Below are 25,963 nucleotides of genomic sequence, written 5' to 3'. Positions count from 1 at the left end.
CCACTAACCTAAACTCTCGTTCAGTATTTCAGCTACGTCCATCACCGGCACTTCCTTGCCCATCGATTTCAGGGTTTCCTCGAACATCTGCAGGCAGTACGGACAGGCGACGGCGATAACATCGGCGCCGGTTTTCATTAGCTGTTCCAGCCGGACCGTTGCCAGTCGTTCGTCGTGCGACCATTCACGCCACAAACCCATGGCACCGCCTCCGCAGCACAAGCTGTACTTGCGGTTGAACACCGCCACTTCCATTAATTCAAGACCAGGTATGCTCTTAAGCACGTGCCGCGGCTCGTCATATACGTTCATCTGCCGGCCCAGCGTGCACGGATCATGGTACACGACCTTTTTTTCGAACCTTTTTCGCGGCACTATCTTTTTGTCCTTGATAAGTTGACTGAAAAACTCAGTCGCGTGCGTTGATTTAAGACCGCTGTAATAACGGACATATTCTTTCGCAAATATCGTATGGCAGTGCGGAGAGGTCGTGAGGACGTTGCGGGCTTTTACTTTCTGGAATGTCTCGCTGTTTCTCTTTACCGCCAATTGGAAGACCTTTTCGGCGCCTGCCCGGCGCACGGCTTCGCCGCAGCAAAATTCATCTTCGCCGATCACGCCAAAACTTACGCCGGCGGTCTGTAATATCCTGGCCGTGGCAAGAGCCACTTTCTTCACCCGGCTGTCGTATGAAGGGATGCAACACGGGAAATAGAGCAACTCGTGCGATACCGTGAATTTTGGGATGCCTGTTTCGTTCATCCATTCGATCCGTTTAAGGGCGGGTTCGCCCAGAGGATTGCCGGTATTGAAAAGACGCGTAATAAAACTCTTCAGGTCGGTCGGATAGGACCCGAAATCCACGAGGATCCTGCGTACGGCGCGCAGTACATCGGAGATGTTCACTCCGCGAGGACATTCATACCTGCAGCTATCACAGCCAATGCACCTGAAGACATCGATCGTCTCCCGTTCAATGTCTTCTTTCTTCTCGCTGCTCGTCATCGTGCCAAGTTTGACGCTCTGCGGGAACTGGTACACGGCGTAATTCACCGGTTGCAGCATATTCCATGGACACGCCGCCATGCACCGGCCGCACTGATAGCATTTTACCGCGTCTTGGGCGCCCTGTTCCATCAGGATATCGCGGATCTCGTTATTGATCGTGATCAGGCTGCTCATCGTTTTCCTGAATTTTGATATTCGGCATTTATTCGGTCCGCCACACTGTTTGGCGGATTATCATTTGTAATTCGGAATATTCGAAAATCATGCTTTCGCTTGTTTCACTTCAATTATCTTGTTCTTCAGGACCGGCACGACTTTGAAGAGATCGTCCACGATGCCGTAATCGGCCTCGTTGAAAATGGGCGCATTTGGATCCTTGTTAACGGCGATGATGAGGTCCGAGCTCTTCATACCGACGAGATGCTGAAATGCGCCAGATATGCCCAGGGCAATATACAGTTTTGGTTTGACCGTTTTGCCGGAAGAACCAACCTGCCGGTCCTTGGGTAGCCACCCGGCGTCAACGATCGGCCTTGAACAAGCCACGACACCGCCCACGGTTTTGGCAAAATCCTCGATCAGTGCAAGATTAGCCTGTTCCTTCACGCCGCGGCCGATGCCAATTATGATATCGGATTTAGTGATATCCACCTCTCCCAGCGCAGCTTCAATATATTCAACGAACCGGCGATATTCAGGTTCAGTCTTGAACGATGGCAGAAAACTGACCATCTCGGCGTTGAGTTTTCCTTCTTCGGCCGGGAAACAGCCGCTGCGCAAGGTAACGAGGTATGATCCGTGCTGGCGCAGTCGTACCTTTGCGTTAAGCTTCCCGTCATACATGGTTCTCGTGACCGAGATGCTGGCAGCGCCGCTGCCGGTATCGATCTGGAGATCACAGCAATCGGTCGCAAATGGCATGTTCAGCTGCACTGCCAGCGACGGCCCGATATCCATCCCCGACGCCGAATGCCCCAGGAGCACAAGCAAGGGTTTTTCCTGTTTGATAAGTTCGACCATAGCCATCTGGTATATTTCAGCGTTGAAATTTTTGAATAATTCGCTATCCATAACCGCGAGACGGTCCGCCTGCGTCTTTATCTTTTCAGCAAAAGCTCCGATCTGATGGCCGCAGAGCACAGCGGTCAATTTCCCCTTAGATTGTGAGGCAAGCTTCCGGCCGGCGGCGAGTATTTCATATGATATATCCCTGATCGTTCCCTGGCGATGCTCGATCAATGCGAAAATATCATTCATCTGGCTCCCTTCATGAGAAATCCGAAATCCTAATATCTAAATCCCGCTTCGTGTCGAATCCTCAGCATGAAACATAAACAAATTCTAAATTCTAAATCCCAAACACACCCCCTCCCATTCCCTCCCCCCTCGAGGGGGAGGATTAAGGTGGGGGGGATATTTTTTGAATTTTGGGTTTTGGTCATTTGAGACTGTTTAGAGTTTAGGATTTAGTGCTTAGATATTAAATGAGTCCTTTGTCCTTAATGATTCCCGTCACTTTTGCCGCGACCTCGTCAGCCGCGCCCGTCAGGATCTCGGCCCGTTTGCCGACCGGTGGCGTGAATAGGGAATCGAGCGTCGAGTTGTCCAGCAATTCGTATCCGCCCAGTTCCGCATTGCCGACGATTTTTATTTCCTTGCTCGCAGCGCGTCGGATCGCGATCAGCGAAGCGTACCGCGGTTCATTGATACCGGTCTGGGTCGTGACCAGCACCGGCAAGGTCGCTTCGAGGTGCTCGATTAAACCGCCTTCCAATTCCCGGTGGACCTGCGCTTTGTTTCCGGCAACCTCGACCTTGGTCACCAGCGTTGCGTGCGGTATACCCAGCAATTCCGCGAGTACCGGACCGACCTGATAATATCCGTCATCGGTCGCCACGCAGCCGGTCAATATGATATCGTGCGGCAGGTCTTTGATCACGGCGCGCAGCAGCTGGGCGGTTTTGAACCCGTCCAGTTCCCCGAAATCCTCGGCCTTGACCAGAATCGCCGTATCCGCGCCTTTGGCAAGCGCGATGCGGAGCGAATCCTCAGCATCGGCATTACCCACACTAACGGCGGTCACGGTGCTGCCGGCACCGCACCTTTCCTTGAGCAGGATCGCCTCTTCCAACGCGTAGGTATCGGATTCGTTGGTATCGAAAGTCAAACGGTCCTTAATGATATTCTTGCCCGAGGGATCGACCTTGACCTCGGCCTCCGCAGTCTGGGGGACCCTTTTAATGCAGACGATAATGTTCATGCTCAAAAAACCTCCTTCAGTGGAAAATTCGAAATCCCAATATCTAAATCCCGCTTCGTGTCGAATCCTCAGCATGAAACATAAACAAAATCAAAATTCTAAATCCCAAACACACCCTCTCCCATTCCCTCCCCCCTCGAGGGGGAGGATTAAGGTGGGGGGGATATCTTTTGAATTTTGGATTTTGGTCATTTGAAATTGTTTAGAGTTTAGAGTTTAGGATTTAGTGCTTAGGTTTTATCTTGTCAACTCTCTCGCGATCACGATCTTCTGGATCTCGCGGGTTCCCTCATAAAGTTCGAGGATCTTGGCGTCGCGATACATTCTCTCAACGGCGTATTCTTTGGAAAAACCATAACCGCCGTGGATCTGAACCGCCATCCTCGTCACTTCAACCGCGATATCGGCGGCATAATATTTTGCCATGGCCGACTCTTTCGAGAACCTGGGCATGCCCTTGTCCTTGCACTGACCAGCGAAGTACACCAGCAAGCGCGCTGCCTGGATCTTGGTCGCCATCTCGGCAAGCATTGACTGTACCATTTCGTGGTTGCATATGGGCACACCGAACGTCTTGCGCTCTTTTGAATATTTCACCGCGGCGTCCAACGCACCCTGGGCGACGCCAACTGCCTGAGCTCCGATATCGACCCGCGAAACATCGATCGTGTTCATGCTGATCTTAAACCCGTCGCCTTCCTTACCGAGCAGGTTCGCTTTTGGTACTTTGCAGTCCTCGAATGTCAGCTCGCAATTGCCGGTCGCTCTGATACCCATCAGATCTTCATGCTTTCCGGCGGTGAACCCGGGCATGCCTTTTTCTACGATGAACGCGCTGATGCCTTTATGCTTCAATTCCTTGTTCGTTACGGCAAAGACCACGAAAATAGTCGCTTCAGTGCCATTGGTGATGAACCTCTTTGTTCCGTTCAGGATGTAGTTGTCGCCTTCAAGGCGGGCCATGGTTTCGATCGCCGCGGCATCAGATCCAGCATTGGGTTCGGTCAGCGCAAAAGCGCCCAGCTTTGACCCGTCGCACAAAGGCGGCAGGTATTTCATTTTTTGCTCTTCGCTACCGAACTGCAGTATCGGATATGTGGTCAGCGAATTATTCACTGCTACGATCACGCCGGTGGACGAACAAACCCTGGAGATCTCCTCGATCGCGATCGCCAGGGACACAAAGTCAAAACCCGCGCCGCCGTATTTCTCCGGAACAACGATCCCCAGCAATCCCAGGTTCGCCATTTTCTTTATTGATTTCCACGGGAACTCCCGCGAGATATCGATCTCAGCCGCCAATGGCGCTATCTCCGCGTCCGCGAATTTCTTCACCTGATCCTGCAGCATTTTCTGGTCTTTGGTCAAATCAAAATCCATTATACCTCCTTCCACAGAAAATTTACATTGGTAATTGGTGAATGGTTGAATATTTAACCATTTAATTATTTAACCTTTTAACCAGTATCATTTCTCCAGCATCTGCCTCGCGATGACGATCTTCTGGATCTCGCTTGTGCCTTCGCCGATCTCCATTAATTTCTCATCTCGCAAGTACCGCTCGACCGGGTATTCTTTAGTGATACCCAGCGCGCCGTGCACGTCAATGGCTAAACTGGTCGCTTTCATGCCGGCAGTCGATGCATAGTATTTGGCCATTGCCGACTCCTTGACGTAAGGCTGCCCGTTATCCTTGAGATAGGCGGCCTGGTAAACCAACAGTCGCGCCGCCTCGATCTCCGTCGCGATCTCGGCGATCACGGATTGGTACTGCTGGAACTTGCTCAGCGGTTTGCCGCCCTTGGTGCCCTTGTTCACGAACTCCAAGACCGAATCGAGAGCGCCCTGGCCTATTCCCAGCGCGAGCGCGCCGATCGAGATCCTTCCTCCGTCGAGCGTCTCCATGAAGATCCTGAACCCGTCGCCTTCGTTGCCCAACAAATTATCTTTTGGCACCGCGCAGTCCTCAAAGCTCAACTCCGAAGTAATCGAACCGCGCAGACCCATCTTGTCTTCTTCTTTTCCGCAGGAAAACCCGGTCATACCTTTTTCCACGATGAACGCCGATATGCCGTTGTACCCGAGTTTAGGATCCTTGGTCGCGGTTATGATCAGCACGTCGGCCACGTGCCCGGAAGTGATGAACCGCTTGGCGCCGTTGATAACGTATTTGTCGCCGACCAATTTTGCCGTGGTCTGGGTACCGGCCGCATCCGAACCGGCGTTGGGCTCGGTCAAACCGAAGGATCCGATCTTTTCACCCCGGGCGAGCGGTATGAGCCACTTCTGCTTCTGCTCCTCGGTACCGGCATACCAGACCGGGAACACGCCAAGCGACGAATGCGCGGCGAGAAATATCCCGGTGGAACCGCACACCCGACCGATCTCCTCGACCGCGATCGCGTACGATGTCACGTCCAGTCCGGCGCCGCCGTATTCCTTCGGCACGTACAGGGCAAGCAGTTGCAGCTCGGCCATCCGCTTTACCAGGTCGGCGGGAAATTCGCTTTTCTGGTCGATCTCTTTCGCGCGGGGACGGACCTCGTTCTGCGCGAACGCTATTATCTTTTCTCTAAATTTTTTATGCGCTTCGTTCAAGAACATCGACATGTCAGCTCCCTTTTATTTTCTTTATCACCGAAATTTTTCTTGCAATCACGGCGCTGATTTCTGCGTCCTGTTTCATCATTTATGACTTTCATGATGCAGAACGGAGTGATCAATTTTTATCCTCTTATCACTGTCATCAGGAAAATCCTAAGATTTTCCAAGTAAATCCCGCGCCACCTGCTCCTTGACCGTATACTGCACTCCTGCGATATTCTGAATAGTTTTGGCATCCCTCAGGTATCGTTCCACTGGATAGTCTTTGGTATAGCCGTAGCCGCCGTGCACTTGTATCGCATTCAGGCCACAGTATACTGCGGTATCGCACGCGTGAATAAAGCACAGCATGGATGCCAGCGTGAAATCCTCCTTGTGGTCGTACTTGAACGCCGCATCGTACACAAGGTTTCGCGCTGCTTCGATCCGAACTTTCATATTAACCAGCATTTCCTGGACCATGTAAAATTCACAGATCGCACGACCGAACTGCTTGCGCTCCTTCGAATATTTTACCGCGGCGTCCAATCCGGCCTGACTGATACCAAGGAGGACCGCGGAAAACCCAAGCTGCGCAAAAGCGGTGAAGTGACTGGCTGCTTTTGCAGCTGACGGCTTTATTTGCGCTTCAGGATTCACTGACAATCCCATGAATTCGGCACTCATAATACCGGCCGCGTTCAAACCCAGCAGATCTATCCGGGACAGTCTAACGCCCCTGTCTTTCTTATTGAAGATAGCAGCAACCACGCCCTCTTTGCCGGTAAAAGGAATAAACATGCTGTCGGCATACAAAGCATTCAAAGCGAAATTCCTTTTGCCAGATATCACACCCGCGTTATCAATGGATGCGTCTGCCCCTGACGGATCGACCTGGGGTTCCATGATATAACCCATTATCTTTCCGGAATTCATCAGGTCAAAGTACTTCTTTTTCTGACTATCCCCGGCACATTGGTCAATAAAAAAAGCGCAGATACTGTTGTTAACGACCAGTATCGCGCCTAAGGAAGCGAGCGATTTGGATATCTCCTCGACAATAATGCAAAGGCTTGTCGCGTTCATTCCTGCGCCGTTGTATTGTGCGGGTATAATCGGATACAACAAACCAAGATCATTGAGTTTTTTGAATATTTCATCCGAAATTACGGCTTTTTTGTCAATATCTGAAGAAATCGGTTCAAGTGAAGAAATTGCGAATTTTCTTACTTCGCTCATGATCATCTTCTGTTCATTATCCAGTGTTATCAATGGCATAATACCTCCATCATTGCATAAAAAAGTAATTGGCTATTGGTAATTGGTAATTAACGAATAGTGTATGTTTGTATATTGTCTGGTCTGGTATCACGGTAATCACCGATTTTAATCACTGTAATCTATATTAGTGTGCCTTTTAAGGCAAACAAGTAAGCTACCGCCCTTGTCAATTACGCTGTTTTTGATAAAAAAAGTGCGCATTGACCATAAAATGTTGGCTTTTTTTAGGATGCGCAACCTAATATTATATACTATTAAGGATGGAAGTCAATACAATACGAAAGGATTAGTCCTTTTGTATCGATTACTGCGATAAAATGGCTGATTTCCGTGATGAATGGAACGAATGCCGAATGAAAATGCGTTTTATTTATTGGCTATATGCGTGGCTTTTTTGAAGTAGTTTTCTGCGGCTTCGCCGATGATCTCGGTCAAGGTCGGGTGCGGATAGATGATCTCGGTAAGGTCACGGATCGGAACGCTCTGCTCGACCTCAAGCATGCCTCCGGCGATCAGGCTCGGCGACTCGGCGCCAAGGATATGCAGCCCGATCAGGCGGTCTTTCTCGTCACCGATGATCTTGACCAGTCCCTCGGTCTCTCCCATTGCCAGGGCTTTGCCTGAAGCGCGGTACGGGAAGCGACCGATCTTTATTTTCAATCCCTTGGCCACTGCTTCATTCTCGGTCATGCCGACCGTCGACAGCGGCGGGATGGTGAAAACGCACGAAGGAACCTTGCGCGGTTCAAATTTTGCTCTTTCTCCGCCGAGTATCTCGGCGCACACAACCCCCTGCTTGGTGGCCTTGTGCGCGAGCAGCGGCGGTCCGATCATATCGCCAATGGCGTAGATATTCTTGACGCTGGTCCGCAAAGATCCATCAACCGTCAAATACCCTTTTTTGTCCGTCGCAAGGCCGAATTTTTTAAGCGCGTGATCCACCGGTCTCCTGCCCACGGTCACCAGGATCTTGTCAAAGGTCATTTTCGTTTCGCCATCGACTTTTTTAATCGTCGCCACGAGTCCTTCATCGCCAGTCCCTATCATTTCATAACCGCTGACCCGGGAATTCAAAAAGATCTCGATCCCTGACTTTTTTAAGATTTTAAAAAGCTGTCCACAGAGCTCATGTTCCATGCCCGGCAGGATCTGCTCCATGATCTCCACGACCGCTACCTTCGAACCCAGGCGGCTGTAAATGCTGCTGAGCTCAAGCCCGCTCGCGCCCGCGCCCACGACGAGCAGTCGTCCCGGTATTTCCTTCAGCTCCAGCGCGTCGTCAGTATCAATAATAAACTTATGGTCAAAATCAAGCCCGGGCAGGGGCATGATCTCGGTGCCCGTGGCGACAACGATATTTTCAGCTTCAAAAACAGCCGCGGTGCCGCTGCCTTCGCCATCTTTGATCGCGCATTCAACTTTGTGTTCGGAAAGGATCTGCGCTTTGCCGTTTTTAACTTCCACGTTGTTTTGCTTGAAAAGATAAATAACACCGCTGCGCAGCCTTTGCACGACACTATCCTTCCAGTCGCGCAGGACCGCCAGGTCTAATCCCTGATCATCTATCCGGTAGCCCATGATCCTGGCTTTTTTCAGGTTGTCTTTCATTTCAGCCGCGAAACTCAGCGCCTTTGTTGGAATGCAGCCCCGGTTCAAGCACACTCCCCCGAGTTCTTTCTCCTCGATGACGAGCACTTTCTTGCCAAGCTGTCCCAGCCTGATCGCGCATGGATAGCCGGCCGACCCGGCGCCGATGATTATAGTATCGTAATGATTATTGCCCATTATCCAGTTTTAGGAATTGTAATTTGAAATTCATTTGGTATTTGACATTTGATATTTGGCATTACATGAAGTTCATTCCATTTCTATCAAATCCTTGAACATCTGGAGCTTGCGAATGCGCGTCGGGTGTCTTAGTTTACGCAACGCCTTGGCTTCGATCTGACGCACGCGTTCCCTTGTGATGTTAAACATTCTCCCGACTTCCTCGAGCGTCCGGGGCAAGCCGTCGTTCAGGCCAAAACGCAGCCGGATGATCTTTTCCTCTCTTTTTGGCAAATCCCTCAGCACGTCGCTGAAACGGTCTTTGAGGATCGAGATCGCGGCTCTGCGCGACGGCGAATCCGCCATCGGGTCGCTGATAAAATCACCGACAAAACTCGACTCCTCGTCGTCGATCGGTTTGTCGAGCGATATCGGTATGAGCGATATGTTCTGTGCCATCCTGACCTTGTCGGTTGGCAGGTCAAGATGGTCGGCGATCTCTTCAACGGTCGGCTCCCGGCCCAGATCCTGGATCATATCGCGTTGCGCGCGGGCAACCTTGTTCATGGTGTCGAGAATGTGGGCGGGCACGCGCACGGTCCGGGCCTGGTCGCCGATCGCCCGAGTGATCGCCTGCCGGATCCACCATGTTGCGTATGTGGAGAACTTGTAACCCTTGCGGTAATCGAATTTTTCTACCGCCTTGATCAGACCATTGTTGCCCTCGCCGACCAGGTCGGCGAATTCCAGACCACGGTTGACGTATTTTTTGGCAATGGAAATGACCAGACGCATATTGCCCTCGATCATCCTCTGCCGCGCGCGGTTGATCAGGTCTTCCCACGCGTCCACGATATTCAGCGATTCCTTGATCCGCTCTGTCTCATGACCGAGATCACCGAACAGCACACGTCTTTCCTTCTCGAAGAGCGAGATCTCGCTTTCATTGCGCAATCTAGGAATCGTTTTTTCCACTTTTTCGAGCCGCGCAGCCTTGTCCTTAAAAGCCGTGATCGCGTTGTTCACGGCGCCGTGCTGGAGCGATAGGATCGCGAGTTTTCTCAATATCCGTTCTTCTTTCTCGAAAACTCTCCATTCCAGCGCTCTCGCCTTTTCGTGCCGTGTTTTTTTGTACAGGTTAAGGAGCGAATTATAATCTTTCTCGATCGATTTTACGCGCCGGATGAACCGCTGGCGTTCTGCCCAGAATGCGTGTTTGTCCATCATGGCTTCGATCTCGACGCGCGACACCTGGTCCAGGCTCTTGCGGCTTTCTTCCACCTGCTTGCAGACCTCGATCAGCTTCCGGACCGTACAGGGGAACGGCAGGAACTGCCGCTCGATCATCCGGTAACCGGTCTCGATCTTGACCGCGAGCTCGTATTCCTCATCCTTGGTCAGCAGGTCGTACCGCGCAAGTTCGCGGAAATACGCGCGGATCGGCTCGTCAGGCTTTACCGACGCCTTGGCCACTGGCTGCGGTTTGACTGCCGGTGCTGTTTCTTCCTGAACGATACTGATACCGTACCGCGCGAGCAGATCAAGTATTTCATCGATCTCTTCCGGCGAAACATTATCCGGGATCAACTTGTTGATCTCATTAATTGTTATCTTCCCCTTCTCCTTCGCCTTATCGAATACTGCCTGGGAATATTTCACTTTGTCACCCCTTCGTTATTTCTAAGCTCCTTATGTTCTTTTTGTAATCGTGTGACCTCATCGTCATCGTGCTTCTTATTTGCCTCAGCAATGAGGAAAGTCAACCGTTTATTTTCTATTTTATTTTTAAATTTTTTTACAGCTTTCAAGAAATCTTCTTCTGATAAACGTTCGTCTTTTTTCAATACAAGTTCCATCATAGTGTGTTCGAGATCGGCATCAACCACACCGGAAAGGCTGTCGATCCCAACGTCTTTGTTCTTTATAATATGATTGAAAAGCTTCCTTACTTTTTCACTATTGAAATCCTTTTCGGTTAATATGTCCTTGATCTTTTCAGCATATTCTCGGTTGTTGATGATCATCGCCATCATTTGCTCTTCATCAGTGGCTTTTATCGGTTTCGGGCTTTCGCTTAGACCGACCGGTGCTTCTTTTTTTGCCGCCGTTTTCCTGATCGTCTCTGGCGACAGATTGAATACTGTTTCAATGTGTTTCAAGTAACGGTCATACCTGATCGGATCCTGGATCGTGTTGATGATCTGCATCAAATCCTTTATCAGCGTTATCTCGTCTTCGACCGTCTGGATCTTCACCGCGTTCTTATAAAAATGGAAAAAGTCCGGCGATTCTCCGATCAGCGTATTCAGACTATCGGCGCCGTGTTTCTTGATGTAATCATCAGGGTCCGTATCCCGAGGCAGCGATGCCACGTGCACGTCGACCTGCGCGTTGATCAACAGGCCGATGGCGCGTAGCGCGGCCTTTATCCCCGACATATCGCCGTCGAACAGCAGGTGAACCTTATGCCCGTACCGCGAGATCAGTACGGCCTGCTTTTCGGTCAGCGCCGTTCCCAGCGGAGCGCATATGTTCTTGATCCCGTGCTGGTATAGGCTGAGCAGATCGAAGTAACCTTCGACCAGGATCGACTCGTTCTTGAGCCTCATCGTTTCCTTCGCCTGGAACAACCCGTATAGGTTATCGCCTTTCCTGAATATCGGCGTTTCCGGGCTGTTAAGGTATTTCGGCTGGATATAATCGTCAATGCCGCGGCCGCCAAAACCGATCACGCGTCCGGACAGGTTGATGAGCGGAAAAATAATACGGTCATGGAACACCTCCCGTCCCGACGAGGTAAGGCCGACCTGATTAAGACGGTCAGCGCTGACGTTCTGCTGCTTCATGTAGGTCACTAACTGACCCGAACTCGGCGCGTATCCCAGCCTGAAATCTTTTAGTTTTTCAAGGTTAGCCTTGCGTTCGTTCAAATAATTCATGCCCCGGCGCCCAATCTCTTTGGTCAAAACCATGGAGTAGTACTGGCACGCGAGTTCGTTCACTTCGTATAATTCTTTGTGTTTAAGACCTTTGGAAGTGTCGATCTCGATGCCGGCCGCCTTTGCCAGCCTGCGCAGGGCATCGGGAAAATCCAGGTGTTCATACTCCATGAGGAAGCTGATCGCGTTGCCGCCTTTCTTGCACCCGAAACAATAGTAAATACCCTTGTCCGGGCTGACGTAGAACGAAGGCGCCTTCTCCGTGTGGAAAGGGCACAGCGCGCGGTAGTTCTTCCCCACTTTCTTCAGCTGGACGAACTGCGAAATAACGTCCACGATGTCGGTCTGCCGCTTGATCTCTTCGATCTGTTCGCGCTCGATCATGGCATCTTTTTGTTCTTTGTCTTTTCGCTGTCAGCCGGTCCCAGCTTTTCGATCTCCGCCGGTACCGCCCAGAAGAACATGTTATCCAAACTGATCTTGAACTTCCCCTGGCGCTCTGCGATCACCTGGCCGGCCCTTTGCAGACCATGGATCCGAACGAGCTCCCCGATCTCTGGAACATAGGGCTCGTGTTTTTCTTCGACCACATTTTTTTCAAAAAATTCATTGGCTTTCTGGACCGTATCCTTTTTCGGCCCCTCTTTTTTCAGCGCTTTTATCAACCGCTCGACCGTCCGTTTCGCCTGGATCATTTCTTTTTTGTGCTGTTCCTTGAAGTCGTCGATCTCTTTTTTCTTTCGGGTCTTCAACTCGGTCAGTTTGGAATCATACTCAGCGGTCAGCCGGGCAAGCGTCTTGCGCTCTTCATCGATGGCCTGGAGTTTGCTAGACAGGTCCTCGAATATCGTGTTGAGCGAGACCTTTTCCTTGTCCATGTATGATATTGCTTTTTTAATGATCGCCGGGTCAACGCCCATTGAACCGGCAAGCTTGATCGCGTTACTGGGCTGGGGAATACCCGTGATCAGACGGTAGGTAGGATGGTCAGTGTATTCCATGCCGGCATTCAGCATGTTATTCTGCTGGCTCACGTATATCTTCAGGTTCTCATTATGAGTAGTTGCGATCACGAACCGGTTCCTGGATGCCAGGTCATCAAGGATCGCCTGCGCCAATGCAGAACCCTCTTCAACCGATGTCTGGTTCATAAGTTCGTCGAGCAGGACAAGGCACGAAGCCTTGCTGGAACGCAGGGCGGCATTGATTTGCTTGATATGACCAGCAAAGGTCGAAAGGTCGGATTCAAGGCTCTGTTCATCGCCGATGTCTGCGTAAACCTCATCAAAGAACGGCATCGCCGAGCCTTCGGCAGCGGGAATGAACATGCCGCACTTAGCCATCAGCACCAGCAGCCCGGCAGTCTTCAAAACAACCGTTTTCCCGCCGGCATTTGGGCCGCTGATCAGCAATACTCGTTTATCGCCATCCATGATCAGGTTCAAAGCGACGGCATCATTCTTTATCCTCTTCAGGACCGGGTGATACCCGTCCACTATGTTCAATCGGTTGGAAAACTCAGGCCTCACTGAATTAGACTCGCGGGCATAGATGGCTTTTCCGAACAATAGATCGAGATCAACGACCCTTTTGATATCGGCTTCGATATCTTCAAGCCTTTCGTTTATGATCGCGGTCAGCATTTGCAAGATCAGTTCGATCTCTTTCGCTTCCCTGCTTTCCAGGTCAACCAGTTCAGCACTCAGGTCCGTGATCTCGATCGGTTCAATGAAGATCGTTTCGCCCGAGTTTGAATAGGAGTGCACAATGCCGGACATGTCCTTTTTAAAATTGTTTTTAACCGGCAAAACATACCGGCCATTACGGCTAACGATATTCTGATCACTGAACATATTGGACCGCTCGGCCAGTATGCGCCTCAAAGTTTCGCCTATCATATTGTTCACGGTTTTCTTTCTTTGCCTTATTTTGTACAGGGCAGGTGTCGCATCATCTTTTATCTGGTTGCTTTGATCGATCATGTGTTCAATCTTATCAATAACATCCCGGTATTCGCCAACCCCATCAAAATACTTATAAATACTGGTCTTCTTGAATTTTTCCTTTAAAGTACCAACATGAATAAGAAACAACTTCACTGAACATATATTATCTATCGATAAGCAGGACTGAACAGCTGAAGATGTCCTTAAACTACCCGGCTCAAATGGCACGAAAAATTGAGGAACATCGCTGAAACTCCTTACTTCATCTATCCTGTTCAATTCATATTCGACATCATCCAAACTTTTTCTTGGGGCGATCGCCAGGGCCAGGCTCTTTGCTGGTTCGGTCTGGCAATAATCGGATAGAATATTAAGGACTTTAGGCAGTTCTAAAACCTCTTCGGCATGTGTTCTTTCTATAATTCCTCTCGCTGCCGTTTCCATTCCTTTTTACGGGCGGCAATAAACCGCCTTTTTCTTTTTTCGCTCGGTTTTTCGTACACTTCGTGCTTTTTTATGGCCCTTAAAATACCGGCGCGTTCGACTGTTTTACGAAACCGGCGCATTGCGTTCTCGAATGATTCACCTTCGTAAACGGTGATCTTTGTCATTTAGTTTACACCCCCTTTCATTAGACTGATAACAACGAATTAGCGACGTTTTTATCACGGTAATCGTATTGTGAATCACTGTCATCTATACCTGTACGTAGTATAAGCAATGAAAATCCGCCACTATTATGGCGGATGTGCTAACATGAATATGATCTTTGATCTTTAGGTTAGCCATCACTATACACTATATTATATTGAAAATTGGGCATTTGTCAAGAGGTCAAATAGCTCTTGGTAACTGGTAACTGGTAATTGGTAATTATTGATTAGTAAATAATACATATTTTGTTATTTTATCACTGTAATCTTGTGCTTCAATCACTGTAATCGTATTTTTCTGCCTTGGCAGAAAAATGCATTTCACCCCTTGACAAAACCGGTTTGGTGCTTATAATGACTATGTAAACAAATGTTTACCACGTTAGTAATAAATCCCTAACGTGCTTGATTACGGTGATAACAGATAGATTACAACGATTTACCGGTACTTTTATCACTGTAATCTATCCCCTGCATAGCAGGGGAAGGAGGTTTTATGCGCAAAACAAAGACCAAGGATGAGATCCTGAGGATAATCCAGGATTTTGTGCATGACTACGGTTATCCGCCGACCATCCGTGAGATCGCGCGGATTCTGGGGTTTAAGAGCACCAAAGCAATAAAAGTTCACCTTGACAATCTGACCAGAGAAGGCCTCATCAAAAAGATCCCCACCAAAGCGAGGGGAATAAAGATCGAACCTGTAAAGCTTCCCATAATCGGCAGGGTAGCCGCTGGTCTGCCTGAACTCGCCTTTGAGGAAGTGGAAGGCTATTTCGATCCGCTGAACTGGCAGGGTTGTTTTTTGCTCAAGGTGAAAGGCGACAGCATGGTGAACGCCCGGATCTATGACGGCGACATGGTGGTCGTGAAACCCAACAAAGAAGCCTCTGACGGCGAGATCGTCGTCGCCAATATCGAGGGCGAGACAACGGTCAAACGGTTCAAGAAACTCAACGGAAATTTTGCCCTGAAACCGGAGAACGACTCCTACCCCCTGCTCACCAGGCCGTTCGAGGTCATCGGAAAGGTGATAGGGGTGATAAGGAAGATCTGACCCAGATCATGGCAAACGTTATACGTCCTGGCGGCCCGTATCGTTATACGGCATTGTCATACGGCAAAGAATCGCCTGTGACGGTAAACGAAAAACGATACGAGCGGCGACGCCGAATAACGTATGACGAAACACAACTGTGTTTCGGATTTAACGACCATGTACCTCTGCATTGACATTGACGCTTTTTTCGTATCGGTCGAGCAGATCCTGGACCCTTCGCTGAAGGGTAAACCCGTGATCGTCGGCGCTCTGCCGGGCCAGCGCGGCGTGGTGACGTCGGCGTCTTACGAGGCGCGGGTCTTCGGGATCCGCGCGGGGATGCCGGTGTCAAAGGCTTACCGGTTATGCCCCCGGGGTCTGTTCGTGCCATCGCATTTCAGGGAATATGAAAAATTTTCCCGCCGGTTCAAAAGCATAATCGAAACCTACTCGCCGGACGTTAGAATGGTTTCCATCGACGAGGCCTACATAAACATCAAAGGCACTGAACGGCTCTTCGGACCGCCGCCCGTTATTGCCCGCAGATTGAAAGACCAAATTAGAGATGAACTCAAACTGCCGACTTCCGTCGGCATCGCCCGCACCAGGGCGCTTTCCAAAATCGCCTGCGACCAGTCAAAACCCGACGGGCTGCTCATACTCGAACCGGGCGAAGAAATGGAATTCCTGTCGCCGCTTTCGGTCAGCGCGTTACCCGGCATCGGCCCCAAGCACTGCGAGATCCTGAACAACCTGAACATAAAAACCGTGAAAGAACTGTTCGAAACCCCGGAACAGATCCTGAGCACGGCCCTGGGCAACTACTGCAAAACGATGAGGCCGTTTTTATTCGCCGATGACGCTCCGGCTCGCGGCATCGGCGGTCCGCCGGTCCGGTCCGTGAGCCGGGACACGACGCTGAACGAGGACACGCTGAACAAAGACCTCCTGAACGCTTTGCTCTACCGCCTGACCGAAAAAGCCTGCGCTTCACTACGCAGCAAGAACCTGATCGCCCGCGTCGCGAGCGTAAAGATCCGGTTCTCCGATTTCAAAACGATATCAAAGCAAGCCTCGATCCCCGAACCCACCAACTGCCAGCAAAAAGTGTACGCCTACGCCGCGCCCTTGCTGGCAAACCTGATGCAGGAAAAGAAAAGGGTAAGACTCATCGGCATCGCGCTTTCCCGGCTTGAATATGACGGGCAGCAACCATCCCTGTTCGCGGTCAAGGAAGAACGGTGGAGCCATGTCAATCACGCACTGGACCGGGCGCGGGATAAACTCGGATCCGCCTGCCTGTTCTCGGGGAACGCATACATTTTGGGGCGTAAACCCCAAAATGCAAATCCTAAATCCGAAATCCTAAACTCTAAACAAATACCAAAATACAAAAACAGAAGATGCTGAGTTTAGAACATTGAAATTTATGATTTTGATATTGTTTATGTCTCATGCTGAGTATTCGACACGAAGCGGGATTTCGATATTAGATATTAGGATTTAACTGCGGCGCCCGCGAGACGATCATGTCCCATATCCCATTTTTTCATACCAACTACGGCCTTGGCGGCTCCGATCTCAAGACGCTCTTCGAATGTCTGCTGAAATACCGGATCACGACCTGCGGGATCGTCGACGATAATTTCTTCGGCTTGCCCGAGTTCCTGAAGTTCGCCAAAGCGTACGGCGTAAAACCGGTGATCGGAGCGAGAGTCCCCGTTTCTTCACCCCTCACCCTTCCCTCTCCCGCCAAGGGAGAGGATAAAGATGTAGCCGCACCCTTCAGGGTGCGTCAATACCTCTATCTTTTCATGAAAGACCGGGGTGGCTACGAGAACCTCTGCGCCATCCTTACCGCCCGCGCGTTCGGGAAACTCGATCTGCAGACCGTAAAGGACCACGCCGCGGGCCTGGTGCTTTTGTCCGATTCAATCCCCGCGCTCAAAGAACTGAAAATATGTTTTAAGGATATTTTCTATCTCCTCACTCCGGGCCACGACGTGTACTGCGCGGATTTTCCGGCCGCCGCGGCGAACGAAGTCTTTTATGTCACGCCCGAAGAAAAAACCATCTACCGCCTGATGTGCGCTATCAAGAAACACCAGCACGAAACAAACCCCCGGGTTTTCGGCCACCTGATGACGATCCGTGAATTTTCCGCGTGCTTTGCCGGATATCCCCGGGCAGTACAGAACAACCGGGAACTCGCTGGTATCTGCGGTTTTGTCCCGGAAAACTCCAATTGGGTGTTCCCCGGTTCCAGCGAAAAACTCCTGGATATCATCGGACCGCGCTGCCGAAATCTCACGCGTCTTCAAAAAGAACGGGCCGATTACGAATACCGGATCATAAAAGCCATGGGCTTTGAACCGTATTTTATCCTGGTGCACCGGCTCAAAGAATACGCGCTCGGGAAGAACATCGGGATGAACGTGCGCGGTTCAGCCGCTTCGTCCTATATCCTGTACTTGCTCGGGTTGTCGGTCGTGGATCCGCTCAAGTTCGATCTGCCCTTTGAACGCTTCCTCAACCCCCAGCGGACAGAACCACCGGACATCGACGTCGATGTCGAATTCAACCAGCGCGACAGACTGATCCGCGAGATATACGGCCGTTTCGGCATTGATCGCGTCGCCCACATCGCGGTCATAAACCGTTTCCAGCGCCGGGCGCGCTTCCGCGACACGGCGCGGGCGTACGGCGTGTCGCCGCTCGAGCTCAAAACGATCCGCGACCATACCGGCGAATACCTGATCAAGAGGATCAACAATGTGGCCGACCGGATCGATGGTTTCCCCCATTATTTTTCCTGCCATCCCAGCGGCATCGTGATCGCCCCTCAGCCCGTAACCAGTTACGCGCCGCTCTATCCCAGCCCGGCCGGCAATATCGTGCACTATGACAAGGACGGCATCGAGATCACAGGGCTGGTCAAGATCGACATTCTCGGCGTCCGCGGTTTCCCGGCGCTGTATCTTAAAAGGGAAAAAATAAGCCTGGAAGACAAAAGGGTCTACGAATTCATCAGCAGCGGGAAAAGTTTGGGTTGTTTCCAGATCGAAAGCCCGGCGGTCCGGCACATGATCGGCAATATCAAACCCCGGACGATCATGGATATCGCCAACGCGATCGCCATTATCAGACCGGGCCCGGCACAGGGTGGCATGAAAGAAAGGTTCTGGAAACGACTTCACGGCGAAGAAGCGATCGAATGCCTGCATCCATCGCTTGCCGATACGCTCAAGGACACGCTCGGCATCCCCGTATACCAGGAGCAGATACTGCAGATCGCCCAGAAATTCGCCGACTTTTCATTGAGCGAGGGTGACCTGCTACGCCGCACCATGACCAAGGAAAGGAATCCCCTGCGGATGAAGGAAGTAGAAGAGTTGTTCTTCTCCCGCGCCCGGGGCCTGGGTTACGACAATAAAGATATCGAGAAGGTTTGGCAGCGCGTCGCAGCCTTTTCGTCTTTCGGGTTCAATAAGGCGCACAGCACGACCTACGCGACGCTTGCGTATCTGTCCGCTTACCAAAAATTGTATTACCCGCATGATTTTTTCCGCCTGGTGATCAATAACAAGGGCGGCTATTACCCGTCCCATGCCTATATCAACGACGCAAGACGGTGGGGCATAAAGATCCTTGGTCCGGACATAAACAGGAGCGATATCGGGTTTTCGGTGGTGCAAAACAGATGCGGCAGTCATGCAGAGGAGATTGCTTCGCCCCTCCGTGAAGTCGGGGCTCGCAATGACAGAGTGACAGGTCATTGCGAGGAGCGAGAGCGACGAAGCAATCTCTCTTTTCATCACTGTGATCTTGGCGATAGCGCCCTGCTCACCGGTCTTACCGAGATCAAGGATCTTTCCTTAACAACGATGAAAAGAATACTCAAACACCGTCCCTTCAGGTCGGCTGAAGATCTTTTTCGCCACGCGCGGCCGGCGATCGACGAAGGCACGGCTCTGATAAAATCCGGCGCCCTGAACTGCCTTGGGGAATCCTGGCCGAGGATGTATTACATATTACTGAGAGATTCTTCGTTTCGCTCCGCGAAACTCAGAATGACAAAAGAGGACCGTCATTGCGGGGATCAAGTCCCTTTGTCATTGCGAGGAGTTCCGAAGGAGCGACGAAGCAATCTCATCTTGCTGTCCGATAAAATCCCTGATCTCCCCGACTTTGACGACAAGATCAAGCTTCAGGAACAATTCAAGACCCTCGGGTTTTTCCCGGCATACCATCCTCTGGAATTTTTATATCCGCAAAGAAAGGCGCGGATCGCCGATGCGGTCGAAGGCAGACCGATTGAACTGACCGGCCTGCTCATCACCCGCCGCGTCGTTATGACCAAAACAAAACAGCTCATGTCCTTTCTCACCCTTGACGATGAAACCGGGATCCTCGAGGCGGTCGTTTTTCCACGAGTTTACGCGCCCGGTCTCTCCGGCCCGATCATGAAGATCGGCGGTGTCATAAAAGACCAGAACCTGATCGCCTACCGGTGCGCGAATATGCCCGGCCTGCTGGCGGCCTGACGATAACATAAAATGATAGCGAATTGTTTTGTCACTCACCCCGTATCAGAGTACGGGGTAAACTCCAGCAGGAGTCCAGGAACAAAAGACTGGATTCCCATTTTCATGGGAATGACGGATAACTGCGAGAATGAAAAAAGGGCGCTGGCAAGACAACCAGCGCCCAAATAACGAAACCTTTACGCAAAACAGCTAATCGATCTTGATCGCTTTCGCCATGGCACCGTTCTGCCGGTCGGTCACGAAATAGATCCCCGGAACCAGCCGTTCGCCCGAATCGTCGGTACCGTCCCAGGTGACTTGGTTAATTGGTTGACTGGTTATATGGTTAAATTGTTTCACCAATCGGCCGGAAGCATTGTAGATTGAGATCTGGGATTTGGCATTCATTTGGTATTTGGTATTTGAACTTTGAAATTTAATCGTGAGATTTCCACCGAATGGATTCGGATAGACTGCTAATCGACTCGTCATCGTCCTCCCCTGCTCTTCGACGCCCCACGTTTCCGCGCGCACGATGATATCGTCGCACTTTGTGCCTGACGTGTCCGCCATGTTGAAAGTGTAAACGCCAAAACATCCGTTCGCGATGCTGTCATACGTGATCGGGCACGAAGGCAACAGGACACTGTCATAGTAAGCCCATATCTGGTCGCCGACCGTTACGAGTTTGAACTTGTGCCAGGATGAAGTAGCCGGCACGCCGCCTGGGATCTCCCCCGCGTTCCAGTCCCTGATCGCCACGGGCATTCCCCCGCTGCCGACGAAACCCAAACGCAGGCGGGCACTATTATCGAAATCCGAGACCAGCCGGTAAAAATAGCGCGATGACAGATTCATCCTGATGGAGATCCCGTTGTATGGTCCGTTTGCGTTCGTCACCCGCGTATAAATCCAGGCATCGACCGAATAGTCCTTCAGCGTGTCCAGCCCGGCATAAGTCAGGCCGGCCGCGCCCATCCATTCGTTAGAGATCCTGCCCGCCCAGTTATCGCCGCCCGGCGTTGTCGGGTCGTTGATAACCCCCATGCTGTCGCCGACACCGGCGCTGTCCCTGAACCAGGCGTGCCAGGTAAGCTGCGTGGCGCCGCCGGTAAAATGATCCTCGTAAAGGATCTGACCGAACATCAAACCAGCCAGCACCATGCTCATAATGATGATTTTTTTCTTCATAATAACCTCCCTTTCATCTCTTTTTCTTTCATTTCTTCTGCGATTCCTGCATTTCCTGCGCCTCCTGCGTCCTTTCCTTCCCTATTCCACCGGTCTTTCCGGCACAGTCCGTATTCCAAGTTTCGAACCCGGGGTATTATCGAATTCCTCGACGATATAGAACAGCAGCAAGGGAAAAACCTTACTGAACTTGCCGTGCATGTATTCATGGGCCAGGTTGACGAACTCCAGGAGCTTTTTTTCCGATTCCAAAGCCGTATTGTCATCCGGATGTACGACGCGGCCGATGGCGCGCAGTTCGTACGACGGGATATCGAGGAACACGATCGTGGATATCGGATTTTCCATTATATTCAAGAATGTGTGCGTCTCGAAATCGGGCGTCGAATACAGCTCAAGCGATGTCTGTTTGCGCCAGTCGAAATATTCGGGATCCGTGTACAGGGATTTTAGGATATCCATTTTTTCGGGCATCGTCTTGTTGTACGTGTCCTTTAGCAGTTTTATCGTCTTGTCCAGGTTCTCGTCCTTGGGCGCGAGGCCGATGCCTTTGATCGCGTTATTGAGGGTGAAGCTCGAATCCTTGCGTCCCAGCCCATAGGTCGCGACCGCGCCCGAATGAGGTCCGCCAAAACCCGGCATCTCTCCGGTCTTTATCGCGTCGATGAACTCCTGGCGTTTCTTGACATTCCAGTCGATAAACTCTTTGCTGGCGCTTCTTATTGGATATTCGTTCCATGCCCCGTCGATCTTCGCCTTGATCACTCCTTTGGCATAACCCGACATGTCAACCGATTTCTGGAAAAACTTTTTGTTCTCCCAGAAATTCATTTCCGAATGTTCCAGTTTGCCGCCCCATAATAACCTGGGGATCTTTCCCAAAAAAACGATCAGCGGTCCGGCAAAACCGATCGCTTTTAAAAAACTTCTTCTCGTCATTGCCATTTTGCCTCCTTGAGGCGGTTAGAATCCGATACCCAAACAGACTCGATGGGTAGCATCAAGAATACCCATGTTCACGTAAGCATAGTCGATCTTTATTTCCCGGTGTCCAATACCGGCTTTAAGACCAAAACCGGCGGTTATATTCTGAATATCGTAATTTACCTTATACCCGGCCCTCAGGAACAGCATGTCATATAACCCATATTCGGCTCCGACCTGCAGTTTTTCTTCGCCGTCATTAGGATGGATTCCGTCAATGGCGATGCTCAGGCTGTGGCTCGGGTTTATGAACAGTCCGTCGCCCTGGCGGGCGATCACGTCCAGCGCGATCCCCATTTTGAAAGCCAACGGCAGCGGGAACGACTCGGTCGTCAAGCGCGCTTCGGCGTCCGGGTTCCCCTCGTATTCGGGCCAGGGATCGGTCTGGACCAGCAGGTCATTCCCGCTCAGCTGCATCCGGCCGCCGTAGTTAACCAGGCACATGCCGAGCCGGGCTCCCTTTAAAGGCGTCCGCAGTATGGTGCCGATATCGAGAGCGGCGGTCGCTGCGTTCTCGTGATACAGTTGCTGCTGGATATATTTACCGCTGAGACCAATGGAAAGTCGGTCTGACAAGAACGCCGACACGGTGAATCCGACCAGGCCGTCAAGGTAGCGGTAATACAGGCCGGAACTGTCTGGTTTTTCGACCGTCGTCACTTCAATGGCTTCGCTCGAAAGGAACGAACTCCACATGCAGAAATTCAATCTCTTCGAAGGCAGGACGAATGCGGCGTAGTCATACATCAATCCTGCGAACCACACGGTATGTCCGCCCATCAAATAGGTCTTGTCCAACTCCGCGATCCCGGCCGGATTGTAATACACGCCAGAAGGGTCATCGGCCAGAGCAACAAAGGAACCAGCCATGGCCGCGGCCCTGGCGCCGAATTCGATCTTCAAAAAAGGCGCCGCGGTCGTGCCGACCTTAGTGAACGAAAATGCGAACGTAACGATGAGCAGCGATATGATGCAGGCGACGGCCGAACGCCCGGAACAAGCACCCGGATAGCGAAGGTTTGCCGTGATTTGGTGTTTCTTTATGGAATCGGTCATTTGCGTTTCTCCTCTTATTTTATGATCACGAATTTGCCTTTGGCTTTTGTTCCCGTTTCGGTTTTGACCACGTAGACATACATGCCGTAAGCGACTTCCAGACCATGCTTGGTACGCAGATCCCAGAATTCATATCCGAGGCTGCTCGTGTGATCGATGGTTTTTATATGCTCGCCGGCGACATTATAGATCTGTATTTCGCACCGCGCCGGCAGATTCGTGAACATGAGCCTGCGGTCGTAGGGCGTGCTCTCGTACTTGGAATGCAGGATATAAGGATTGGGTACGACCCGCACCCGGGCAAGGTCTACCCCAGCAGTATCAATGAAAGAAGCGATCATGTCGAATTGGTACTTTATTGCCATGGAGAACGGCTTGAAAGTCCTGATCGTATATGCATCGCCTTCGGACGGAGGGGTCGCGGTGCCGGGACCGTTCTGGGTCGCGAAATACACCGCCTCCTCTTCGTTGTTCCAGCAGCCGATCTGGTCGATAAACCCGTATTCCTGTCCGGTTGCGTCGGGATTATAACCCGCGCCGCCCGGGATCAGGTCCCAGCCTTCAGGACCGAAGAGCGGGTTACCCGGGAACGCGTACGCAAAATCCACGAGCCAGGTCGAATCACTGACATCAACTGGATTTGTCGAATCGGAAATATCATAGACCCTGATCGGTATCTGAATCGGCGGGTATGAACCTCCGAAACCATCGTCGACCTGTGCCGTTGCCGGATTGGCGTGATCGACAACGATCCTGAAATCGGCGGTTCCGCTGATATAAGTGTTACCGGACATTGAACCGACATTCCCCGTCCACCACAAAAACGTGCAGGTATCGGCGCTTACGGTCGTCCAGCCCATTGATTTCACGCCGCTGCCGCAATTCAGCAGGGTCAGCCGGTATCCATCGGTCACCGGTATGTTATCCAGCGAGGAATCTGACAGCGACCCATGAGTAACCAGCGTTTCCTGGTCTGTTATATCGTACAGGTTGAAAGTGGTATGAACGCTGTCCGTCATGACCGAATCGTTGAACGATACCTCGTAAGTGTGGTCAATGATCTCCGACTGGTTCAGGATCTTTACCATTGCCAGCCCCTCGCACTGACCGCCGGCCGGCTGTAGAGTATCGCCGCCCTGGATCGCTGCAGGATTGTAGCCGGATGGATCGGGCGCGGGAATTACCGAAACGACATTTGGCGACTGCGGCCGGCCCCGGGGGTTCTCATACGATGGTTCCAGCGAATCTACCTGCTGGTTGCCTTTATCATAGGCCGAAACGCAATACCAGTACTCAATGCCGTTGTAAACCGTGGAATCGACGAACGTATGAACTATGCCGGTCTCGCTGCCCAGTGTTTGGTATGGAAAAGCTGGATCAATACCGGATATCGAATCCTTGAGGTCGAACTGGGCCAATGGCACGTAGCCCGCTAATTCGCCGTTGTAATCAGTGATCTTCTTGCCCCAGGTCTGTCCCTGGTTTTCGCTTCTATATATTTTGTAACCTTCAAAGTCGGCTTTGCCGGTTATAATATCGGTCGACGACTCGGATGGCTCACGCTCCCAGTAAAGCGTGACCTTCCTGGACCCGGGCACGCCGGAAAGTATCGGCGTTTTGGGAGGGCCGCTGCCGAGAAAGTAATTGTTTGCCATCACCAGCGCCATGTCGAGGTTGGCGAACAGGTCTGCGGAATCACCGCCGCAGACCACGACCATGGTGAACTGCAATGTGTCCGCCGGACCGACAGTATTCGGCGCGGTCGAAACGATGAAGTCATAAGCGCTGGTCGATTCCGGCGGCAGCGATTGCACCAAACCGCAATCATCGATGTGCATGTCATTACCGTGGAAATACAGCGATGAATCGATATCAGGGTCGGTTGGGTCGGAAGTAATGATCGGATAGAACCTGAAATCTTCCACCGGCTCGTCCTCTTTGCGGTAGTAATGGAAATTTTCGATTCTCTGGTTAAGGAACCCGACACCGATCATGCCCACGGACACCCACGGATCCTGCGGTATGCCGTCCGCATCCCAGTAATAGACAAAGCTCACGCTGGAATCTCGGTACAGACCGATGTAATCCTGCATGTCATAGTCGCACCTGAAATTCCCGCGGAATCCGAGATACACGCTGTCGACTGGTGCCGTGCCCGAATTGTAAATATGAAAATCATAAAAGATAAAATCCTGTCCGTAGATCCGGCCGTAGGAATAGGTCGACTGGTCGACTTGCAGGCCGAACGCACCCTGGTCATTGAAGACGCAGTACAAGTCCTGGTCGGATGTAAACTCACCCGCGACTTCATCGCCCGTTGCCGGATCTTTCCGAAACGGGCCTGGCCAGAACCTTTCGCCGGTCCCGTCCTTGGGCCAGGTCTCCTCATTATCCGAGGTCGCGGTCACCGGGGTTCCGTCCGGAGCCATGACTTCGCCTGAATAGAGAGTACCGAAGGAACCGACTTTGGGCGCCCATTCCGGCGCGGCAAGGTTCAAAAAGGATTCGATCATTGTATCGTTTCGGGCCGCCAGAATGCCCAGGCCGGGGCAGTACTGATGCTGGAATGGCGCGGAACTGGGCCAGTGAAAGGCGGGCGTAAAATAGTGAAGATTGGCGATCAGACCGAAGTTCGAAGACACATTGGACAGTTCGCCTTTATCCGATATCCCGACCGCCTTGTCAGCTTCAGGATAGGCGAGCAAGAAAATAATAAGTAGCATCATCGCT

At 51.4% G+C, this 25,963-nt stretch carries 18 protein-coding genes; 3 read left to right on the top strand and 15 right to left on the bottom strand.

From position 1 onward, the window contains the following. Positions 1 to 3: 3 nt before the first annotated feature. The 11 genes from VF399_07000 to rpsU all read right to left on the bottom strand — a co-directional run bounded on the left by VF399_07000 (position 4) and on the right by rpsU (position 14,395). Positions 4 to 1,182 carry a (Fe-S)-binding protein gene (locus tag VF399_07000; protein HEX7320083.1) on the bottom strand — a complete coding sequence of 393 codons (1,179 nt, stop codon included), beginning with the start codon at positions 1,180 to 1,182 and terminating at the stop codon, positions 4 to 6. A gap of 87 nt (positions 1,183 to 1,269) precedes the next feature. Beyond that, positions 1,270 to 2,265: an electron transfer flavoprotein subunit alpha/FixB family protein gene (locus tag VF399_06995; protein HEX7320082.1), complete on the bottom strand. Its 996-nt coding sequence runs from the start codon at positions 2,263 to 2,265 to the stop codon at positions 1,270 to 1,272. Positions 2,266 to 2,488: 223 nt separating this feature from the next. Next, positions 2,489 to 3,268, bottom strand: a complete 780-nt coding sequence (locus VF399_06990) for an electron transfer flavoprotein subunit beta/FixA family protein (protein HEX7320081.1) — start codon at positions 3,266 to 3,268, stop codon at positions 2,489 to 2,491. A 237-nt stretch (positions 3,269 to 3,505) separates the two neighbouring features. Continuing rightward, positions 3,506 to 4,648 (bottom strand): acyl-CoA dehydrogenase, encoded by a 1,143-nt coding sequence (locus VF399_06985; GenBank protein HEX7320080.1) that lies wholly within the window; start codon positions 4,646 to 4,648, stop codon positions 3,506 to 3,508. Between the two features lie 87 nt (positions 4,649 to 4,735). Continuing rightward, entirely contained in the window at positions 4,736 to 5,878 is a 1,143-nt protein-coding gene (locus VF399_06980) for an acyl-CoA dehydrogenase family protein (protein HEX7320079.1), read from the bottom strand. Between the two features lie 147 nt (positions 5,879 to 6,025). Then, positions 6,026 to 7,129: an acyl-CoA dehydrogenase family protein gene (locus tag VF399_06975; protein HEX7320078.1), complete on the bottom strand. Its 1,104-nt coding sequence runs from the start codon at positions 7,127 to 7,129 to the stop codon at positions 6,026 to 6,028. A 369-nt stretch (positions 7,130 to 7,498) separates the two neighbouring features. Continuing rightward, positions 7,499 to 8,917: a dihydrolipoyl dehydrogenase gene (lpdA, locus tag VF399_06970; GenBank protein ID HEX7320077.1), complete on the bottom strand. Its 1,419-nt coding sequence runs from the start codon at positions 8,915 to 8,917 to the stop codon at positions 7,499 to 7,501. 72 nt (positions 8,918 to 8,989) lie between these two features. Continuing rightward, entirely contained in the window at positions 8,990 to 10,558 is a 1,569-nt protein-coding gene (locus tag VF399_06965) for a sigma-70 family RNA polymerase sigma factor (protein ID HEX7320076.1), read from the bottom strand. Next, positions 10,555 to 12,222 (bottom strand): DNA primase, encoded by a 1,668-nt coding sequence (gene dnaG, locus VF399_06960; protein HEX7320075.1) that lies wholly within the window; start codon positions 12,220 to 12,222, stop codon positions 10,555 to 10,557. The genes VF399_06965 and dnaG overlap by 4 nt, the downstream gene beginning before the upstream one ends. Further along, a complete protein-coding gene (locus VF399_06955) occupies positions 12,219 to 14,228 on the bottom strand; it encodes a hypothetical protein (GenBank protein HEX7320074.1) in 2,010 nt (669 codons plus the stop codon). Before VF399_06955 ends, dnaG begins: the two co-directional genes overlap by 4 nt. Continuing rightward, the gene (rpsU, locus tag VF399_06950) at positions 14,201 to 14,395 is read right to left on the bottom strand and encodes a 30S ribosomal protein S21 (protein HEX7320073.1); all 195 of its coding nucleotides are present in this window, start codon (positions 14,393 to 14,395) and stop codon (positions 14,201 to 14,203) included. The genes VF399_06955 and rpsU overlap by 28 nt, the downstream gene beginning before the upstream one ends. A gap of 538 nt (positions 14,396 to 14,933) precedes the next feature. Here rpsU and lexA point away from each other — a divergent pair. The 3 genes from lexA (at position 14,934) to VF399_06935 (ending at position 20,020) form a co-directional block, all read left to right on the top strand. Then, positions 14,934 to 15,494, top strand: coding sequence for a transcriptional repressor LexA (gene lexA, locus VF399_06945; protein HEX7320072.1), 561 nt, complete (start codon positions 14,934 to 14,936; stop codon positions 15,492 to 15,494). Between the two features lie 123 nt (positions 15,495 to 15,617). Then, on the top strand, positions 15,618 to 16,886 hold the full coding sequence (gene dinB / locus VF399_06940; protein ID HEX7320071.1) for a DNA polymerase IV: 1,269 nt from the start codon (positions 15,618 to 15,620) through the stop codon (positions 16,884 to 16,886). Positions 16,887 to 17,005: 119 nt separating this feature from the next. Continuing rightward, positions 17,006 to 20,020: a PHP domain-containing protein gene (locus VF399_06935; protein ID HEX7320070.1), complete on the top strand. Its 3,015-nt coding sequence runs from the start codon at positions 17,006 to 17,008 to the stop codon at positions 20,018 to 20,020. 192 nt (positions 20,021 to 20,212) lie between these two features. Here the strand turns inward: VF399_06935 and VF399_06930 are convergent, their stop codons facing one another. The 4 genes from VF399_06930 to VF399_06915 all read right to left on the bottom strand — a co-directional run bounded on the left by VF399_06930 (position 20,213) and on the right by VF399_06915 (position 25,956). After that, complete coding sequence (locus VF399_06930; GenBank protein HEX7320069.1) at positions 20,213 to 21,193, bottom strand: T9SS type A sorting domain-containing protein; 981 nt, start codon at positions 21,191 to 21,193, stop codon at positions 20,213 to 20,215. An 81-nt stretch (positions 21,194 to 21,274) separates the two neighbouring features. Next, a complete protein-coding gene (locus VF399_06925) occupies positions 21,275 to 22,138 on the bottom strand; it encodes a hypothetical protein (protein ID HEX7320068.1) in 864 nt (287 codons plus the stop codon). An 18-nt stretch (positions 22,139 to 22,156) separates the two neighbouring features. After that, positions 22,157 to 23,233: a PorV/PorQ family protein gene (locus tag VF399_06920; protein HEX7320067.1), complete on the bottom strand. Its 1,077-nt coding sequence runs from the start codon at positions 23,231 to 23,233 to the stop codon at positions 22,157 to 22,159. A 14-nt stretch (positions 23,234 to 23,247) separates the two neighbouring features. After that, the gene (locus VF399_06915; GenBank protein HEX7320066.1) at positions 23,248 to 25,956 is read right to left on the bottom strand and encodes a hypothetical protein; all 2,709 of its coding nucleotides are present in this window, start codon (positions 25,954 to 25,956) and stop codon (positions 23,248 to 23,250) included. Positions 25,957 to 25,963: the final 7 nt, after the last annotated feature.

This window comes from bacterium, from assembly GCA_036382775.1.
Classification (GTDB): domain Bacteria; phylum Hydrothermota; class Tepidihabitantia; order SM23-42; family JAOAFX01; genus DASVHD01.
This window is presented reverse-complemented; position numbering and strand designations above follow the sequence as displayed.

Bases quoted from the DNA above. Each gene is read 5' to 3' on its own strand.
- VF399_06990 (HEX7320081.1), bottom strand. From the start codon at position 3,268: ATGAACATTATCGTCTGCATTAAAAGGGTCCCCCAGACTGCGGAGGCC.
- rpsU (HEX7320073.1), bottom strand. From the start codon at position 14,395: ATGACAAAGATCACCGTTTACGAAGGTGAATCATTCGAGAACGCAATG.
- lexA (HEX7320072.1), top strand. From the start codon at position 14,934: ATGCGCAAAACAAAGACCAAGGATGAGATCCTGAGGATAATCCAGGAT.
- dinB (HEX7320071.1), top strand. From the start codon at position 15,618: ATGACGAAACACAACTGTGTTTCGGATTTAACGACCATGTACCTCTGC.
- VF399_06975 (HEX7320078.1), bottom strand. From the start codon at position 7,129: ATGCCATTGATAACACTGGATAATGAACAGAAGATGATCATGAGCGAA.
- VF399_06920 (HEX7320067.1), bottom strand. From the start codon at position 23,233: ATGACCGATTCCATAAAGAAACACCAAATCACGGCAAACCTTCGCTAT.
- VF399_06935 (HEX7320070.1), top strand. From the start codon at position 17,006: ATGTCCCATATCCCATTTTTTCATACCAACTACGGCCTTGGCGGCTCC.
- VF399_06930 (HEX7320069.1), bottom strand. From the start codon at position 21,193: ATGAAGAAAAAAATCATCATTATGAGCATGGTGCTGGCTGGTTTGATG.
- lpdA (HEX7320077.1), bottom strand. From the start codon at position 8,917: ATGGGCAATAATCATTACGATACTATAATCATCGGCGCCGGGTCGGCC.
- VF399_06985 (HEX7320080.1), bottom strand. From the start codon at position 4,648: ATGGATTTTGATTTGACCAAAGACCAGAAAATGCTGCAGGATCAGGTG.
- VF399_06915 (HEX7320066.1), bottom strand. From the start codon at position 25,956: ATGCTACTTATTATTTTCTTGCTCGCCTATCCTGAAGCTGACAAGGCG.
- dnaG (HEX7320075.1), bottom strand. From the start codon at position 12,222: ATGATCGAGCGCGAACAGATCGAAGAGATCAAGCGGCAGACCGACATC.
- VF399_06925 (HEX7320068.1), bottom strand. From the start codon at position 22,138: ATGGCAATGACGAGAAGAAGTTTTTTAAAAGCGATCGGTTTTGCCGGA.
- VF399_06955 (HEX7320074.1), bottom strand. From the start codon at position 14,228: ATGGAAACGGCAGCGAGAGGAATTATAGAAAGAACACATGCCGAAGAG.
- VF399_06995 (HEX7320082.1), bottom strand. From the start codon at position 2,265: ATGAATGATATTTTCGCATTGATCGAGCATCGCCAGGGAACGATCAGG.
- VF399_07000 (HEX7320083.1), bottom strand. From the start codon at position 1,182: ATGAGCAGCCTGATCACGATCAATAACGAGATCCGCGATATCCTGATG.
- VF399_06980 (HEX7320079.1), bottom strand. From the start codon at position 5,878: ATGTCGATGTTCTTGAACGAAGCGCATAAAAAATTTAGAGAAAAGATA.